The organism is Bradyrhizobium sp. AUGA SZCCT0105 (assembly GCF_018129565.1).
In the GTDB taxonomy this organism is placed as follows: Bacteria; Pseudomonadota; Alphaproteobacteria; order Rhizobiales; family Xanthobacteraceae; genus Bradyrhizobium.
On sequence record NZ_JAFCMK010000007.1, the window covers coordinates 357,670 to 373,250 of the forward strand.

Genomic DNA, 15,581 nt, shown 5'->3' on the forward strand with positions numbered 1-15,581 from the left:
ATGGTTCTTGATTGGGAGCATGGTAGCCCGGATGGAGCGAAGCGCAATCCGCGCCGCAAGCATATCCGTCGTCCCGGACAAGCGCAGCGAAGCGGAGCGCAGATCCGGGAGCCATAACCACAGGATTGTGTTTTGCGAAGGCTGGTAACCCGCATCTCGCGCCATAACCGCCGCCTGGGGTTATGGGTCCCGGCTTTCGCCGGGACGACGGTGGAGTGTGGGTTACGCGCGAAGTGAAATTACTCCGCGGCGCCCGCGGGCTCGGGCATCTTGGCGCCGGCGCCGTACTTCTGGTCGATATAGTCAATCACCAGCGCCTTGAAGTCGGCGGCGATGCCCGGACCGCGCAGGGTGCGGAACTTCTTGCCGTCGACGAAGACAGGCGCAGCCGGCGCCTCGCCGGTGCCGGGCAGCGAGATGCCGATATTGGCGTGCTTGGATTCGCCGGGGCCGTTGACGATGCAGCCCATGACCGCGACGTTGAGTTCTTCGACGCCCGGATACTTGGTCTTCCAGGCCGGCATCTCGTCGCGGATGAAATCCTGGATCGAGCGCGCCAGTTCCTGGAACGTGGTCGAGGTGGTGCGGCCGCAACCCGGGCAGGCCGCAACCAGCGGCACGAAGGTGCGGAAGCCCATGGTCTGCAGCAATTCCTGCGCGACCTGTACTTCCAGCGTGCGATCGCCGCCGGGCTCCGGCGTCAGCGAGATGCGGATGGTATCGCCGATGCCCTGCTGCAGGAGAATGCCGAGTGCGGCGGAGGACGCCACGATGCCCTTCGAGCCCATGCCGGCCTCGGTGAGGCCGAGATGGATCGCATAATCCGAGCGGCGCACGACCTCCTGATAGACCGCGATCAGGTCCTGCACGGCGGAGACCTTGGCCGACAGGATGATCTTGTTCTTGGGCATGCCGAGCTCTTGCGCGCGGGCCGCCGACAGCAGCGCCGACTGCACCATCGCCTCGCGGGTCACCGCGCGGGCATCGCGCGGATTGGCCGATGCCGTGTTCTCGTCCATCAGCTTGGTGAGCAGCTCCTGGTCGAGCGAGCCCCAATTGGCGCCGATGCGCACCGGCTTGCCGTTCTTGTTGGCGATCTCGATGATGTCGGCGAACTGGGTGTCGCGCTTGTTCTTGAAGCCGACATTGCCGGGATTGATGCGGTACTTGTCGAGCGCCTCGGCGCAGGCCGGATATTCGGCGAGCAGCTTGTGGCCGATATAGTGGAAGTCGCCGATCAAGGGCGTGGTGATGCCGCGCTTGCGCAGGCCGTCGCGGATGTGCGGCACGGCGGCAGCGGCTTCCTCGCGGTCGACGGTGATGCGCACCATTTCGGAGCCGGCGCGCGAGAGCGCGGCGACCTGGGCGATGGTGCCGTCGATATCGGCGGTGTCGGTGTTGGTCATCGACTGCACGACGATCGGCGCACCGCCGCCGACGGCAACGTTGCCGACCATGACCTGCGTGGTTCGGTGCCGCGGCGCGGGACCGGCGACGTCGTCTTGCGGCAAAATCTCGGGCTTGTTCATGGCGTCTCGAATATCAGGTTTTGGTGACATTCACCAAGGGGGCGATGGGCCTCGCGCAAGACGGGCCAAACGGTGATGTTTCGGAGTGAATTCAATAGCTTATGACGCCGATTGAGGCCAAACGCAAGCCATGCAGCGGCGTCCTGCATGGCTAGCTATATTGGGCCGAATTGGGGTGAATCAAAGGGCAAAGTGACAGCTTTTCATGTGATCCGGCGGACTCCTTTGGTTTGAGCATGATCCTTTCGAAAAACCGGTACCCACTTTTTCGGATCATGCACTAGCATCCCCTTAAGATCATTCCCGGAGGGCGTGACATGGCCGGCCATAGCGAGCTGATCACCACGGCGGAACTTGCCGAGATCCTGACCCGGCCCGAGCTGCGCCTGTTCGACTGCACGACCTATCTGGAGCCGGCCCCGGCCGGCAGCGGCATTCCCTATGTCGTCGTCTCGGGCCGCCAGACATTCGAGGCCGGCCACATCCCTGGCGCGAATTTCCTCGATTTGCAGGCCGAATTCTCCGATCCCCGCACCGAGCTGCGCTTCATGATGCCGCCGACGGCCCAGCTCGAGGCCGCCTTCGGCCGCCACGGCATCTCGGCCAACAGCCGCGTGGTGCTCTATTCGATCGGGACGGCGATGTGGGCGACGCGGTTCTGGTGGATGCTGCATTCGCTCGGCTTTGACGGCGCCGCAGTGCTCGACGGCGGCATCGACAAATGGACCGCCGAGGGACGCGACATCGAGACCGGGCTTGCCGGCGGCTATCCGCAGGCCACGTTCTCGGCGCGGCCGAAGGACGGCATGTTCGTCGACAAGCGTGACGTGCTCGCCGCGACCACCGAGCGCGACACCGTGATCGTCAATGCGCTCGGCCCGCAATTCTACAAGGGACTGGAGCCGAGCCGTTACGGCCGGCCCGGCCGCATCCCCGGCAGCGTCAGCGTGCCGGCGGCAACCCTGATCGATCCCAAGGGCAAGACGTTCGTGCCGCTTGCGGAGGCCGAAGCAACCTTCGCCGCGCAAGGCATCACCAGGGACAAGCGCGTCGTCGCCTATTGCGGCGGTGGCATCTCCGCGACCATCGACCTGTTCCAGCTGCATCGGCTCGGCTACGACAATCTCACGCTCTATGACGGCTCGATGGGCGAATGGGCGAAGGATGAGTCGCTGCCGATCGAGGTCGGATAGTGGACGGAGGCGTGAAGCCTCCTCCGTCGTCCTGGCGAAAGCCAGGACGACGCTGACGATCGATTTCGCGCGATACCGCGCACCGCTATTGCGCACCTCATCTCGGTGTCATCGCCCGGCTCGACCGGGCGATGACAGGGTGGGCTGGGACGCAGCTTCGCATTCTCGCGACATGATCTGTCCGAGCCTTGCTAGGGCGACACGACGCTCGAATCGTCGGGCGCCTGAGCCTCACGCCGGAACGTTCGGATCCGGCGTCACCTTCGGGTCGGGCTTGTTGACGAGATAGAGGCCGGCGATCACCAGCAGCGCGGCGACGCCGAACACAGGGGTCAGCGTGTCGTGCATGATGAAATAGGCCGCGACCACACCGAACAGCGGCGTGACGAAGGTGAAGGCCGAGAGCTTGCTGGCCGAATAGGTCTTCACCATCGCAAACCAGATGACAAAAGTGCAGCCCACCACCCAGACCGCCTGATAGGCGAGCAGCGAGATCGACAGCGCGCTCGGCACGTGCGCGATGCGCTCGCCGGCGATCCAGGCGGCGAGGCCGAGAATCGGAATCGAGATCGCGACCTGGTAGCCGAGCGCCTTTTCCGGCGCGGCCTTACGCAGCTGCGTGCCCTTGGCGACCAGGGTGGTCGCCGCCCACAGCGCGCCGCCGCAGACCACCATGAGGTCGCCGAGCAGCACCTTGGCATCGACGTTCGGCTGCGGCACGCCGATCGCGAGCGCGACGCCGGCAAAGCTCAACGCCAGCCCGCTCCACTGCACGGTCGAGAGCCGCTCGCCGAGGAACTGGTGCGAGCCGAGCGCGACGAAGAACGGCGCGGTGTAGAGAAACACCGAGGCGCGCGACGCCGAGGTGAAGACGAGGCCAGTGAAGATCAGCACGAACTCGCAGCCGAACATCAGCCCGGCGATCACGCCGGGGACGAGCGTGCCGTCGCGCTCGAAGAATTTGACGCCGCGCAGCCGGCCGACGATCAGCATCACGGGCAGCGCGCCTGAGGAGCGGATCAGCGCCTGCAACATCGGGGGCACATCAGGCAGCGCAAGCTTCACCGCCAGCTGGTTGAAGCCCCAGCTCACGCACAGCATCAGCATCAATGCGATGGCGCCGGGCGGCAGCCCGTGGCCGACGCTGACCGGCCTCGTGACGTGGGCTGTGATCGCTTGGGTCGACATGTTTCCTCGCGGGCCGGCTTGCTGCCGTTATTGTTGCTATCGACTGGTTGCCCTCCCTCGCCCCGCTCTTGCGGGGAGAGGGTCGGGGTGAGGGGCTGTCTCCGCAAACTTGATAGAGACGAGCGCGCGGAGAGCCCCCCTCACCCGAAATTCGCTCACGCGAACTTCGGTCTCTCCCCGCAAGCGGGGCGAGGTGACTCCGAAGCTGTGCCGATGAGCCAGAACCATCCGCGCATCACGCCTTCTGGCAATGCGCGCAGGTGCCGGCGATCTCGACCACGGAGAGCTTTGGGATGAAGCCCGAGGCCCGCGCCGCGGCGGTCAGGCTTTGCGCGACAGGCGCAGCGGGGATTTCGCCGACCGAGCCGCAATGGTCGCAGATTAGGAACGCCACCATCGAGGTTTCGTCATGATCGTGCGCGCAGGCGAGGAAAGCGTTGCGGCTCTCGATGCGATGAACGAGGCCGTTTTCCATCAGGAAGTCGAGCGCGCGATAGACGGTAATCGGTGCCGGGCGCGGCATCGTCTTGGCCAGTTCGTCGATCACCTCATAGGCGCCGAGCGGTCGATGGCTCGACAGCAGCGCCTGCAGCACCTGACGCCGGATCGAGGTGAATTTCTGGCTGCGGCGCGCGCACACCTGTTCGGCATGCGCCATCGCGTCCGCGGCGCAGCGGCCGTGATCGTGGTCGGGGGCAGGAAATGTCGGCTTGGCGAGGCTCATTGCCCGGATATGTAGCATTTCTGCGCCCGTTCCCATAGCCCGGCCCAAGCCCGATACCGAAGCCAGTCCCTCACCGCCTTGCAGCCATGTGCGCCATGCGGGGCAGCCCCCCGTTAACCTGGCATGCAGAATTCATAAGCAAGCTTATTATATTGCAAGCTTATGGAGACAACATTGATGCGCAGTTCTGTGGACGCGAACTTCATGTTTACGCTGGGCGAATTGTTCCGGCTGATCCGCGTCTACGCCGACAAGGAGGCCGCGCGCTACGGCATTACCCGTGCGCAATGGGCCGTGCTGTCGAAGGTGGAACGCCAGGAAGGGCTGAAGCAGACCGAGCTCGCCGAGCTGCTCGAGATGCAGCCGATCACCCTGACGCGGCTGATCGACAAGCTCTGCGACAATGACTGGATCGAGCGCCGCAGCGACGAGAACGACCGCCGCGTCAACCGCCTCTATCTGAAAAAGGCCGCGCGCCCGCTGCTCGGGAAGCTGGCCGGCCTGCGCTCCGAACTCACCGCGACCGCGCTCGAGGGCATCAGCCCCGCTGACGCGCACCGCCTGCTCACTCAATTGGAATCGATCAAGGAAAACGTTCGCAATGCCATCCAAAACCCAGCCGGCGAGCCCTCCCGAAAGGAACAACGCTATGGCTGAACCCGTCCTCAAGCTGGCCCCCGAACAGAAGAGCAATCCGGGCGAGCCGGCGCCGTCGGGCAAGGCGAGCCGCGCGCCGCGCCGTCGCCTGATGGCAGGCCTGCGGCGCTATCGCCGGGTGCTGCTGCTCGTCGTGCTGCCGATCGTGGCGGTGATCGGCGGCGGCGTGTTCTATCTCAATGGCGGCCGCTATGTCGGCACCGACGACGCCTATGTCGGCGCGCAGAAGGTGCTGATCACGCCGGAAATCTCCGGCAAGATCGACAAGATCGTCGTGAAGGAAGGCCAGCACGTCAGGAAGGGCGACGAGCTGTTCGAGATCGATCCGGTGCCGTACCGCCTCGCGGTCGACCAGGCCAAGGCGGCGCTCGACCAGACCAGGACCACCTATGACAATCTGGTCGACAACATCAAGATCAACACCAGGATGCTGGAATTCGCCCAGCAGAGCATCGAACTGAAGAAGAAGGACGTCGATCGCAAATCGACGCTCGCCAAGCAGAATTTCGGCTCGCAGCTCGACCTCGACAACGCCGCCAACGCGCAGGTCACGGCCGAGAGCCTGGCGCAATACATCAGGCAGCAGATCTCCAACGCCAAGACGCAGCTGCTCGGCGATGTCGACTTGCCGATCGAACGCTTCCCGCCTTACGCCCAGGCCAAGGCCAAGCTCGACGACGCCCAGCGCAATCTCGATCACACCGTACTGCGCGCGCCGATGGACGGCGTGGCGACCCAGGTCGATCAGATCCAGCTCGGCCGCTTCGTCGCCGCGGGCGCACCGGTGTTCTCGGTGATCGACGTCGACCACCCCTGGGTCGACGCCAATCCGAAGGAAAGCGACTTCACCTATGTCGCGGTCGGTCAGCCGGTGACGCTCGACGTCGACGCGTTCCCGAACCATGAATTCAAGGGCAAGATCGGCTCGCTGTCGCCCGGCACCGGCGCGCAGTTCGCGATCCTGCCGCCGCAGAACGCCACCGGCAACTTCGTCAAGGTGGTGCAGCGGGTGCCGGTGCGGATCTACTTCGACGAGAACGATCCGTTCGTGAAGAAGCTGAAGGCCGGCATGAGCGTCTACGCGACGATCGACACCAACCACCGCCGCACGCTGGCCGGCCTGCTCGGGCTGCGCTCGGCCTCCGCGCACCCGGACCATCAGGACTAAGACGCGATGAATGCACCGTCACCATCCGCCGTGCCCGGCATGCGCCGGAACATGGTGACGATCTGCGCGATGACCGCGACGATCATGCAGGCGCTCGACACCACGATCGCCAACGTCGCGCTGCCCTATATGCAGGGTTCGCTGTCGGCCTCGCAGGACCAGATCAACTGGGTGCTGACCTCCTACATCGTCGCGGCCGCGATCATGACCGCCCCGGTGGGCTGGATCGCCAACCGCTTCGGCCGCAAGCGCATCTTCATCATCTGCTCGGCCGGCTTCACCGTCGCCTCGGTGTTCTGCGGCCTGGCGCAGGACATCAACCAGATGGTGCTGTTCCGCCTGTTGCAGGGCGTGTTCGGCGCGGCGCTGGTGCCGCTGTCGCAGGCGGTGATGCTCGATTCCTACGCGCTGCATGAGCGCGCCAAGGCGATGTCGATCTGGGGCATGGGCGTGATGATGGGCCCGATCATGGGCCCCTCGCTCGGTGCCTGGCTGACCGAGACCTATTCGTGGCACTGGGTGTTCTTCGTCAATCTGCCGTTCGGCGCCTTCACCGTGCTCGGCCTCGCGGTGTTCATGGACGAGACCAGGCAGGACCACGCGCTGCGCTTCGACTGGTTCGGCTTCGGCGCGCTCGCGGTCGCGATCGGCGCGCTGCAGCTCGCGCTCGACCGCGGCGAGCAGCTCGGCTGGCTGGAATCCAACGAGATCATGATCGAGTTCATTGTGGCGGCGGTCGGCGCCTATTTCTTCTTCGCCCATTCGCTGACCACCGACAAGCCGTTCATCCAGTTCGCGATCTTCAAGGACCGCAATTTTCTCGGCGGCGTCGTGTTCATGACGGTGATGGGCCTCGTGCTGTATTCGACCATGGCGCTGTCCTCGCCGTATCTGCAGAACGTGGTCGGCTATCCAATCATCACCGCCGGCCTGTTGCTGGCGACCCGCGGCGCCGGCACCTTCGTCGCGATGATGCTGGTCGGCCGCCTGATGCGCTACATCGAGGCGCGGACGCTGATCGTCTCCGGCCTCGCGCTGACCGCGGCATCGCTGTTCCAGATGACCGGCTGGACCGACATGACCCAGGCAAGAGAGATCATCGTCGTCAGCGTGATCCAGGGTTTTGGCTTCGGCCTCGTGTTCGTGCCGCTGTCGACGGTGGCGTTCCTGACTCTGCCGAACCAATTGCGTACCGACGGCACCTCGATGCTGACGCTGTTCCGCAACGTCGCGAGCTCGGTCGGCATCTCGATCGTGATCGCGCAGCTCACCGAAGGCGGTCGGCGGATCTACGCAAAGCTGTCGGAGCAGATCAATCCGTTCAACCACGCGCTGCAGATGCCCGATGTCGCCGGCATGATCAACCTCAACACCGATGCCGGCCGCGCGATGGCCGACAGGATGGTGGCCGCGCAGTCGCAGATCATCGCATTCTCGCACGACTACCAGCTGGTGATGCTGTTCATCCTGGTCTCGATCCCGCTCGCGCTGATGATCGGCTCGACCAAGGCCACGCTGCGCGCGCAATCGGCGCCGCCGGATCATGCCGCGGTGATGGAGTAACTCTCCACGTCTCGGCGCTCCGATCGCACTGTCGGACGTCTCCCTCGGTGTCATCGCCCGCGCAGGCGGGCGATCCAGTACGCCGCGGCCTATCGGCTCAAGCACTACTGTCTCTGGAATACTGGATCGCCCGGTCAAGCCGGGCGATGACAGCCTGTGATGCGGCCAACCTCGACCAAAGCGCAAGACGCCGCAGCCGCAATCGCGTTGACTTTCCGACCTCGCCTCCCAATACTCCGCGAAAAAACAGATCCCGTCACACAAATGACGGCTTCAGGGGAGGACGCGATGCCGACTTCACGCAGGACGCTGCTGAAGACTTCAGCGGCTGCCGCCGCTGCTTTCAGCTTCGATTGGACGCGCGCGCAGGCGCAGGCCGAAACGGTCCGGATCGGCGTGATCTACGACCTGACCGGCCCGTTTGCCGCCGGCGGCTCGGTCGCCTCCTCGATCGGCACGCAGATCGCGATCGATCTCGTCAACGAGAAGGGCGGCGTCGGCGGCAAGTACAAGATCGCGCCGGTCAATGTCGATTCCCAGAGCAAGCCGGATGTCGCGATCAACGAGGCCAATCGCCTGATCGATCAGGAGAAGGTCGATATCCTCAATGGCGTGTTCGCGAGCTCGCACGCGGTGCCGCTCGCCGCCAAGGTCGAGCAGCAGAAGCGCATCCTCTGGATCACGACCGCGGTCTCGACCGCCGTGTTCAAGGACAAGAATCTGCAATACGTGTTCCGCGCCCAGATCCATTCCGACCAGTACGGCCAGGCCTTCGGCGGCTTCCTCGGCGAGCACGCCAAGGCCAGGCTCGGCATGGAGCCGAAGGACGTCAAGGTCGCGCTGATCCATGAGGACGGTCCCTACGGCGTCGGCGTCGCCGCCGCCGACGAGATGTTCGCGAAGGAAGCCGGGCTGCAGGTCGTGCTCAAGGAAGGCTATTCGGCCTCCGCGCCCGATCTCTCGGTGCTGGTGACCAAGCTGAAGCGCGCCAAGGCCGACATCATCTCGCATGCCGGCTACAACCCCGATATCACGCTGTTCCTGCGCCAGGCGCGCGAAAGCGGGCTGAAGTTCAAGATGCTGTTCGGCGCCGGCGCCGGCTACAGCCAGCTCGACAAGCTGCGGACGACGTTCGGCGCCGACATCGACAATTTCTGCAACATCGACCCCGTTCCGGCGCAGCTGCTCGATCCCGCCAAGCTGGCGCCGGGGGTCGGCGATCTCACCAAGGTGATGGTCGCGCGCTACCGCGAGAAGACCAGCGCCACCGAAGTGCCGCCGCACTGCTCGATGGGCTTCAACCAGACCTGGGTGCTGCTCAACAATGTGCTGCCGGTCGCCAAGGACAAGTATGGCGGCTTCGATCCGGAGGCGATCCGCAAGGCCGCGCTCGATGTCGACATCCCGCCGGGCGGCACCATCCAGGGCTATGGCGTGAAGTTCTATCCGCCTGATACGCCGATGTCCGGCCAGAACGAGCGCTCGACGCCGGTCGTGATGCAGAACGCCGGCGAGCGCATCACCGTGGTGTGGCCGACCAACATCCGGACGCAGGACCCGGTATTCCCGCTGCCGAAGGGATCGGTGTACGGAGCGTAGGGCTCGACCGTTTGTTGCGGCGTGTTGGAACCAGCTCCGTCATCCTGAGGTGCGAGCGGAGCGAGCCTCGAAGGATGCGCGGCCCCGCTGTTGGCCGTTCATCCTTCGAGGCTCGCAAGTGCTCGCACCTCAGGATGACGGGTCTGGCATACGCACCCTTGGGACGAGAGCAATCACCCCGCTGCTGCCCTTAGCCTACAGCACCACCCGCCGTCCCTCATCCGCGGCCCAATAGCCGGCGTAGTTCACCTTGGTGGTTTCATACGCCAGCGCGAGGTCGGCGAGCGGTTGGCGTCCGGTCGCCACGCACTCCATGAAATCCTGGATCTCCTGGAGATAGCCGCGGGTCCATTCCTCCTCGAGGCAGACATATTGCCAGCCGGTTTTGCGATCGACCTTCTCGGTGATGTAGACGGAGGCGAGCTTCTCCTCTGATGTCTGATAGCTCACAAGATGCGTGTTCGGCGTGATGTTGGCGAACAGCGAGCCGCCTGACGTGTAGGTCTCGATCAGATTGCGCACGCCGCCCATGATCATGTCGCCGGAGAATACCGTGGCCTTGGTGCCGTCGGAGAAGGTCGCGGTCAGCGTGCCCCAATCCTCGACGTCGACCGGATTGGCCTTGATGTAGGCGCGCTCCTCCGGCTTGAGACCGGCGGTGACATTGCCGACATCGCAGGTGACGCTGGCAACGTGTATCGCCTCGCCGCGCGCTTTGGCCTCGACCTGCTTGAGATAGAGCACGGCCGACAGCGGATGGCAGCCCATCCGGATCAGCGAGCCGCCGCCGGTCATCGCCCACTCTGCGGCGTGCGCGGCATGCGAGCCGGAATGGCTCTCCTCGCCCTTCATGAACAGGATCTTGTCGCCTGTGGCGCGGATGATCTCCGCGGTCTTTGTCACCGCGGGTGCGTAGATCCAGTCTTCGGCATACATGAACAGTCTTCCGCTGCGCTCGATCGCGGCGCGGGTCGCTTCCATCTCCTCCATCACGCGCTGGTACATCAGCGCCTTCGGAACGTGCCTGCCGATCGGCGCCTTGTCGCCGTCGCGGCCGAAATAGCCGCTGAACGGCTTCTCGCAGATCACATGCTTGCCGGCCTGCATTGCGTCGACGATCATCGCGGCATGGAGGTTGGGCGGCGTGCAGATGTCGATGACGTCGAGCTCACGGTCGGCGACCAACTCGGCGAAACTGCGATAGGCGTTCGGGATTCCGTGCTTGCGCGCGAACTCGACCGCGTGATCGCCGCGCGCCGCCACCGCACTCACCTCGACATCGACGCCATAGACCCGCCGGTACGCAACCATATGCAGCTCCGACACGAAGCCGCAGCCGGCCAGACCGATCCTGATTTTTGTCATTAATATCTCCGCCCTTCAGGCGGGCGGAGAGTAGCGTGCAGCCATCACGGCGTCGAACGCATTTCCCATCGCCGCATGCGGCGGCGCCAATCCCGTGAACAGCTTGAATGCGTCGGCCGAGGCGTTGATCGCGAGGTCCCGTCCGGTCAGGACGCTTGCGCCTTTGGCCTTGGCCGCGGTCAGCAGCGGCGTCCAGAGCGGCGTGTAGACGGCGTCGGCGACCCACATCGAGCGATGCAGCAGCGCATCCGGCACCGGCGTGTCGCGGCTCGGCAGCATGCCGACCGGCGTTGCGTTGACGAGACCTGTGGCGCCATCCACCGCGATCGCGACGCTGCTGGCGTGGACCGCATGGCGATCCCGCAACTGGGCTGCAAGCTGTGCGGCCTTGGCGGCATCGGCGTCGAAGATTCTGATCCCGGCGACGCCGAGGCCGGCGAGCGCAAAGGCGATCGCCTTGCCGACGCCGCCGGCACCGGTCAGCGCGATCGGGCCGCGCGGCGCTGACGCAAGCAGCGGTTCGATCGCACGCGCAAAGCCGGTCGCATCGGTGTTGTGCCCGATCAGACGCCCGCCGTCGGAGACAATGGTATTGACCGCGCCGATCGCGCGCGCATCGGGCGCGAGGTCATCGAGCAGATCGACGACCGCCTCCTTGTACGGAAAGGTGACGTTGACGCCGGCAAAGCCGAGCCGCCTGACGCCCTCCAGCATCGCACGCAGATCGTCGCGCCCGGCGCCCTTCACTTCGATGAGCTGGTAGTGACAGCGAACGCCGAGCACTGCGGCGGCCTGCTCGTGCATCGCAGGCGCCGCCGAATGCGCGATCGGATACCCGATCAGACCGGTCAGGAAACGATCGCGCATTGTCCCTCACGTGTGTGCTCAGCTCATGCGGTCGAGCCGAGCATAGCTGTCTTCCATGCCGTGCTCCATGCCGGTTGCGAGCATCGCCGCGCGCGTCTCGGCATCCGGCAATGTCATCCGCATCGTCATCACGGTGCCGCTGCCGTCAGGCGCGAACCGCGTCTCGACATGATTGTCCGGCGTCGGGTCCGGCAGGTGCATGCGCTCGACATGCACGATGCGGCTGAACGGTTCGAGCGCGACATACTCGCCGGTCAGATGAAAGCCGCCGCCCTTGCCGTCGGTCCATTCGTAGCGGATCTTGCCGCCGGGCCTGAGATCGCTGACGCAGATCGGCATGGTCCAGCCTTCCGGGCCGAGCAGCCACTTCTGCAGCAGCTCCGGCTCGGTATGCGCGCGATACACCGCCTCGGGCGGCGCGACGAAGCGCCTGGTGACAACGATGTAGCGGTCGCCTTCGGTCTTCAGCGTCAACTTGCTCATGGGATACCCTTCACGTCTCAGGCTTCATGGCGGCCAGCACTCCGTCCAGCCGGTCGTAATTGGTTTCCAGCGCCCGCCGCAGCATGCCGAGCCATTGATCGATCTCGGCGACCGCCATCGGCGCCAGCCGGCACGGCCGCTTGGTGCCTTCAACGCGCCGGACGATCAGGCCCGCGCCCTCGAGCACCTTGAGATGGCGGGAGATCGCGGGCTGGGTCATCTCGAACGGCTCGACCAGCTCCATCACCGTCGCCTCGCCGAGGGCGAGGCGCGCGAGGATCGCCCGGCGGGTCGGGTCGGCGAGCGCGGAAAAGGCGGCGTCGAGGCTGGGCATGCTTGATCTCACATCAGTTATATAACTAATTTGCTATATAACTGATTATGCATAGTCAAGCGAAATCCGCTGCGGCGAGGGCGCGCAGCGGATTTGGGTCGTCCCTTCGGTGCTGGATTTGCGTGCCGCCGGGCGCGGTCAGCGGCTAGACGTCGAAGAACACGGTCTCGTTGTCACCCTGCAGGTGAACGTCGAACGTGTAGGTGTTGCCGGAGCCTGCCTTGCGCCTGGCGATCAAGGTGGCGCGGCGATCGGCCGGCACCAATGCGAGCACAGGATCGCCGGCGTTGCCGGCTTCGTCGTCGAAATAGATCCGGGTGTAGAGATGCAGCAGCATGCCGCGCGCGAACACCGCGAGCACGATGTGCGGCGCCTGCGGCTTGCCGTCGGGATCGGGCACTGAGCCCGGCTTGATGGTGTCGAAGGCATAGAAACCGCTCTTGTCGGTGCCACAGCGGCCAAAACCCTTGAAGGAGGAGTTCGGCAGCGCGCGCGCATCCTGCGGATCAGAGAAGCGGCCCTGGCTATCGGCCTGCCAGATCTCCAGCATGCAGTCCGGGATCACGGCGCCGTCGCCGTCGTAGACCTTGCCTTCGACGCGAAGCCGCTCGCCCGACACGTCAGACGTCAAGAGGTTGTTGGTGAAGGCGTCGTTCCATTCATACTCGCCGTTCGGCGTCAGGCCGTATTTGAAATAGGGACCGACGGTCTGCGAGGGCGTGATTCCATCAGGACGTTGGTTCGACACTTACTTGGTCTCCATCGGCGTGGCGCTCTGGCCGCGCAGCACGATATCGAAGCGGTAGCACAGCGCCCATTCCGGCTTGGTGTTCTCGAGATCGAACGACGAGATCATCCGCGCCCGCGCCTTCTCATCCGTCACCGAATTGAAGATCGGATCGAACGGGAACAGTGGATCGCCTGGGAAATACATCTGCGTCACCAGACGCGAGACGAAGGAGTGGCCGAACACCGAGAAGTGGATATGCGCGGGCCGCCAGGCGTTATGGTGATTGCCCCACGGATACGCGCCGGGCTTGATGGTGATGAACTTGTAATAGCCTTGCGCGTCACTCTGCGTGCGGCCGGCACCGGTGAAATTCGGATCGAGCGGCGCCGGATGCTGGTCGACGACATGAATGTAGCGGCCGCAGGCATTGGCCTGCCACAGCTCGACCAGCGTGTTGGGCACGCCGCGGCCGTCTTCGTCGCGCACGTGACCATGCACGATGATGCGCTCGCCGAGCGGCTCGCCTTTGGCCTGAATGGTGAGATCGTTGTCGTGCGCCCGCACCGTCTCGTGGCCATAGACCGGCCCGGTCAATTCGGAGAGCGTGTGCCGCATCGGGATCAGCGGCTTCTGCGGCGAGCGCTTCACGGTGGAGCGATAGTCCGGCGAGAGCCGCGCCGGATGGGCCGCAAGCGATTGCAGCGGATACAACAAGGTCATGGCGAATTCCTCCGCGGCCCACGCGCCCCGTGAGCTCACATCAGATCATTATAATGCATAACCAAAATGGGGAAGGGCTGTTTTCAGCCCTTCCAAGCCATTGGATTAGTTCAGCTTTTCGATGGCGACCGCGACGCCCTGGCCGACCCCGACGCACATAGTTGCCAAGGCAAGCTTCCCGCCCCGCTTCTCCATGCCGTGCACGGCGGTCAGCACCAGCCGCGCGCCGCTCATGCCGAGCGGATGGCCGAGCGCGATCGCGCCGCCATGCGGATTGACGAAATCGGCATCCTCCTTGACGCCGAGCTGGCGCAGGCAGGCGATGCCCTGCGAGGCGAAGGCTTCGTTGAGCTCGATCAGATCGAAGTCCGACACCTTGATGCCGAGCCGCTCGACCAGCTTCCTGGTCGCCGGCACCGGGCCGATGCCCATGATGCGCGGCGGCACCGCGGCCGAGGCAAGGCCGAGGATTTTTGCGCGCGGGGTCAGGCCGTGCTTCTTCACCGCGGCCTCGGAGGCGAGGATCATCGCGGCGGCGCCGTCATTGACGCCGGACGCATTGCCCGCGGTCACCGTGCCCGGATTGCGCACGATCGGCTTCAGCTTGGCGAGAGCTTCGAGCGTGGTCTCCGGCCGCGGATGCTCGTCCTTGTCGACGGTGATCGGGCCGGCCTTGCCGCCGGGCACCTGGATCGGCACGATCTCCTCGGCGAAATAGCCCGACGCGATCGCCGCGCCCGCGCGCTCCTGCGAGCGGATCGCCATCGCATCCTGATCGGCGCGCGAGACCTGGAATTCCTCGGCGACGTTCTCGCCGGTCTCCGGCATCGCATCGACGCCGTACTGCGCCTTCATCAGCGGATTGATGAAGCGCCAGCCGATCGTGGTGTCGTAGATCTCGGACGAGCGCGAGAAGGCTTCGGAAGCCTTGCCCATCACGAACGGCGCGCGCGTCATCGATTCGACGCCGCCCGCGATCGCGAAATCGATCTCGCCGGCGCGGATGGCGCGGCCCGCGGCACCGACCGCATCGAGACCGGAGGCGCAGAGCCGATTCAGGGTCTGGCCGGGAACCGATTCCGGCATGCCGGCGAGCAGAAGCGCCATGCGCGCGACGTTGCGGTTGTCTTCGCCAGCCTGGTTAGCGCAGCCGAAATACACCTCGTCGACCTGATTCCAGTCGAGGGTCGGGTGCTTGGCCATCAGCGCCTTGATCGGGGCCGCCGCGAGATCGTCGGCGCGCACCTTGGCGAGCGAACCGCCGAAACGGCCGATCGGAGTCCGGACGGCATCGCAAATATAGACATCACGCATTGAATCTCTCCCTGAATGCCGCGACTTAGGCGCTGGATAGGCTGGAACTTGAGGTGAGTTTTAGGAGCGTGCCCGCGGCAGGTCAATTGACGCGGCTGCGGGCCCTCCACGCATTACCGTGATGCCCTGTCATATCTCGGGTCGTGG

The 15,581-nt window shown here is 64.9% G+C and carries 15 protein-coding genes; 5 read left to right on the top strand and 10 right to left on the bottom strand.

What is annotated here, in order from left to right:
- Positions 1–239: 239 nt before the first annotated feature.
- The gene (gene ispG / locus JQ573_RS30630) at positions 240–1,529 is read right to left on the bottom strand and encodes a flavodoxin-dependent (E)-4-hydroxy-3-methylbut-2-enyl-diphosphate synthase (protein WP_212312005.1); all 1,290 of its coding nucleotides are present in this window, start codon (positions 1,527–1,529) and stop codon (positions 240–242) included.
- A gap of 317 nt (positions 1,530–1,846) precedes the next feature.
- Between ispG and JQ573_RS30635 the strand changes: the two genes are divergently transcribed.
- Positions 1,847–2,722, top strand: a complete 876-nt coding sequence (locus JQ573_RS30635; RefSeq protein ID WP_212312007.1) for a sulfurtransferase — start codon at positions 1,847–1,849, stop codon at positions 2,720–2,722.
- Positions 2,723–2,953: 231 nt separating this feature from the next.
- Here the strand turns inward: JQ573_RS30635 and JQ573_RS30640 are convergent, their stop codons facing one another.
- Entirely contained in the window at positions 2,954–3,829 is an 876-nt protein-coding gene (locus JQ573_RS30640; protein WP_249132565.1) for a DMT family transporter, read from the bottom strand.
- A 316-nt stretch (positions 3,830–4,145) separates the two neighbouring features.
- Positions 4,146–4,634, bottom strand: a complete 489-nt coding sequence (locus JQ573_RS30645) for a Fur family transcriptional regulator (RefSeq protein ID WP_212312941.1) — start codon at positions 4,632–4,634, stop codon at positions 4,146–4,148.
- A 174-nt stretch (positions 4,635–4,808) separates the two neighbouring features.
- On the opposite strand from JQ573_RS30645, the gene JQ573_RS30650 reads away from it, so the two are divergent.
- From JQ573_RS30650 to JQ573_RS30665, 4 genes are all read left to right on the top strand, one after another.
- Entirely contained in the window at positions 4,809–5,291 is a 483-nt protein-coding gene (locus tag JQ573_RS30650) for a MarR family winged helix-turn-helix transcriptional regulator (RefSeq protein WP_212312011.1), read from the top strand.
- Positions 5,284–6,459: an HlyD family secretion protein gene (locus JQ573_RS30655; RefSeq protein ID WP_212312012.1), complete on the top strand. Its 1,176-nt coding sequence runs from the start codon at positions 5,284–5,286 to the stop codon at positions 6,457–6,459. Before JQ573_RS30650 ends, JQ573_RS30655 begins: the two co-directional genes overlap by 8 nt.
- 6 nt (positions 6,460–6,465) lie before the next feature.
- Entirely contained in the window at positions 6,466–8,022 is a 1,557-nt protein-coding gene (locus JQ573_RS30660; RefSeq protein ID WP_212312014.1) for an MDR family MFS transporter, read from the top strand.
- Positions 8,023–8,310: 288 nt separating this feature from the next.
- Positions 8,311–9,621, top strand: a complete 1,311-nt coding sequence (locus JQ573_RS30665; RefSeq protein ID WP_212312016.1) for an ABC transporter substrate-binding protein — start codon at positions 8,311–8,313, stop codon at positions 9,619–9,621.
- A 195-nt stretch (positions 9,622–9,816) separates the two neighbouring features.
- On the opposite strand, the gene JQ573_RS30670 is transcribed toward JQ573_RS30665, so the two are convergent.
- The 7 genes from JQ573_RS30670 to pcaF all read right to left on the bottom strand — a co-directional run bounded on the left by JQ573_RS30670 (position 9,817) and on the right by pcaF (position 15,434).
- Positions 9,817–10,986, bottom strand: coding sequence for a Gfo/Idh/MocA family protein (locus JQ573_RS30670; RefSeq protein WP_212312024.1), 1,170 nt, complete (start codon positions 10,984–10,986; stop codon positions 9,817–9,819).
- A gap of 15 nt (positions 10,987–11,001) precedes the next feature.
- On the bottom strand, positions 11,002–11,853 hold the full coding sequence (locus JQ573_RS30675) for a shikimate dehydrogenase (RefSeq protein WP_212312026.1): 852 nt from the start codon (positions 11,851–11,853) through the stop codon (positions 11,002–11,004).
- Between the two features lie 18 nt (positions 11,854–11,871).
- Positions 11,872–12,336, bottom strand: coding sequence for an SRPBCC domain-containing protein (locus JQ573_RS30680; protein ID WP_092120299.1), 465 nt, complete (start codon positions 12,334–12,336; stop codon positions 11,872–11,874).
- A 10-nt stretch (positions 12,337–12,346) separates the two neighbouring features.
- Positions 12,347–12,670, bottom strand: a complete 324-nt coding sequence (locus tag JQ573_RS30685) for a metalloregulator ArsR/SmtB family transcription factor (RefSeq protein ID WP_212312027.1) — start codon at positions 12,668–12,670, stop codon at positions 12,347–12,349.
- 145 nt (positions 12,671–12,815) lie between these two features.
- A complete protein-coding gene (pcaG, locus tag JQ573_RS30690) occupies positions 12,816–13,418 on the bottom strand; it encodes a protocatechuate 3,4-dioxygenase subunit alpha (protein WP_212312029.1) in 603 nt (200 codons plus the stop codon).
- Positions 13,419–14,120, bottom strand: a complete 702-nt coding sequence (pcaH, locus tag JQ573_RS30695) for a protocatechuate 3,4-dioxygenase subunit beta (RefSeq protein ID WP_212312031.1) — start codon at positions 14,118–14,120, stop codon at positions 13,419–13,421.
- A gap of 105 nt (positions 14,121–14,225) precedes the next feature.
- Positions 14,226–15,434 carry a 3-oxoadipyl-CoA thiolase gene (gene pcaF, locus JQ573_RS30700; RefSeq protein WP_212312038.1) on the bottom strand — a complete coding sequence of 403 codons (1,209 nt, stop codon included), beginning with the start codon at positions 15,432–15,434 and terminating at the stop codon, positions 14,226–14,228.
- Positions 15,435–15,581 lie beyond the last annotated feature (147 nt).

What these genes read in the sequence shown, in the direction of transcription:
- JQ573_RS30655 (WP_212312012.1), top strand. Translation starts at nt 5,284, where the DNA reads ATGGCTGAACCCGTCCTCAAGCTGGCCCCCGAACAGAAGAGCAATCCG.
- pcaF (WP_212312038.1), bottom strand. Translation starts at nt 15,434, where the DNA reads ATGCGTGATGTCTATATTTGCGATGCCGTCCGGACTCCGATCGGCCGT.
- JQ573_RS30660 (WP_212312014.1), top strand. Translation starts at nt 6,466, where the DNA reads ATGAATGCACCGTCACCATCCGCCGTGCCCGGCATGCGCCGGAACATG.
- JQ573_RS30670 (WP_212312024.1), bottom strand. Translation starts at nt 10,986, where the DNA reads ATGACAAAAATCAGGATCGGTCTGGCCGGCTGCGGCTTCGTGTCGGAG.
- JQ573_RS30645 (WP_212312941.1), bottom strand. Translation starts at nt 4,634, where the DNA reads ATGAGCCTCGCCAAGCCGACATTTCCTGCCCCCGACCACGATCACGGC.
- JQ573_RS30665 (WP_212312016.1), top strand. Translation starts at nt 8,311, where the DNA reads ATGCCGACTTCACGCAGGACGCTGCTGAAGACTTCAGCGGCTGCCGCC.
- JQ573_RS30675 (WP_212312026.1), bottom strand. Translation starts at nt 11,853, where the DNA reads ATGCGCGATCGTTTCCTGACCGGTCTGATCGGGTATCCGATCGCGCAT.
- JQ573_RS30685 (WP_212312027.1), bottom strand. Translation starts at nt 12,670, where the DNA reads ATGCCCAGCCTCGACGCCGCCTTTTCCGCGCTCGCCGACCCGACCCGC.
- pcaH (WP_212312031.1), bottom strand. Translation starts at nt 14,120, where the DNA reads ATGACCTTGTTGTATCCGCTGCAATCGCTTGCGGCCCATCCGGCGCGG.
- ispG (WP_212312005.1), bottom strand. Translation starts at nt 1,529, where the DNA reads ATGAACAAGCCCGAGATTTTGCCGCAAGACGACGTCGCCGGTCCCGCG.
- JQ573_RS30640 (WP_249132565.1), bottom strand. Translation starts at nt 3,829, where the DNA reads ATGCTGATGCTGTGCGTGAGCTGGGGCTTCAACCAGCTGGCGGTGAAG.
- JQ573_RS30635 (WP_212312007.1), top strand. Translation starts at nt 1,847, where the DNA reads ATGGCCGGCCATAGCGAGCTGATCACCACGGCGGAACTTGCCGAGATC.
- JQ573_RS30680 (WP_092120299.1), bottom strand. Translation starts at nt 12,336, where the DNA reads ATGAGCAAGTTGACGCTGAAGACCGAAGGCGACCGCTACATCGTTGTC.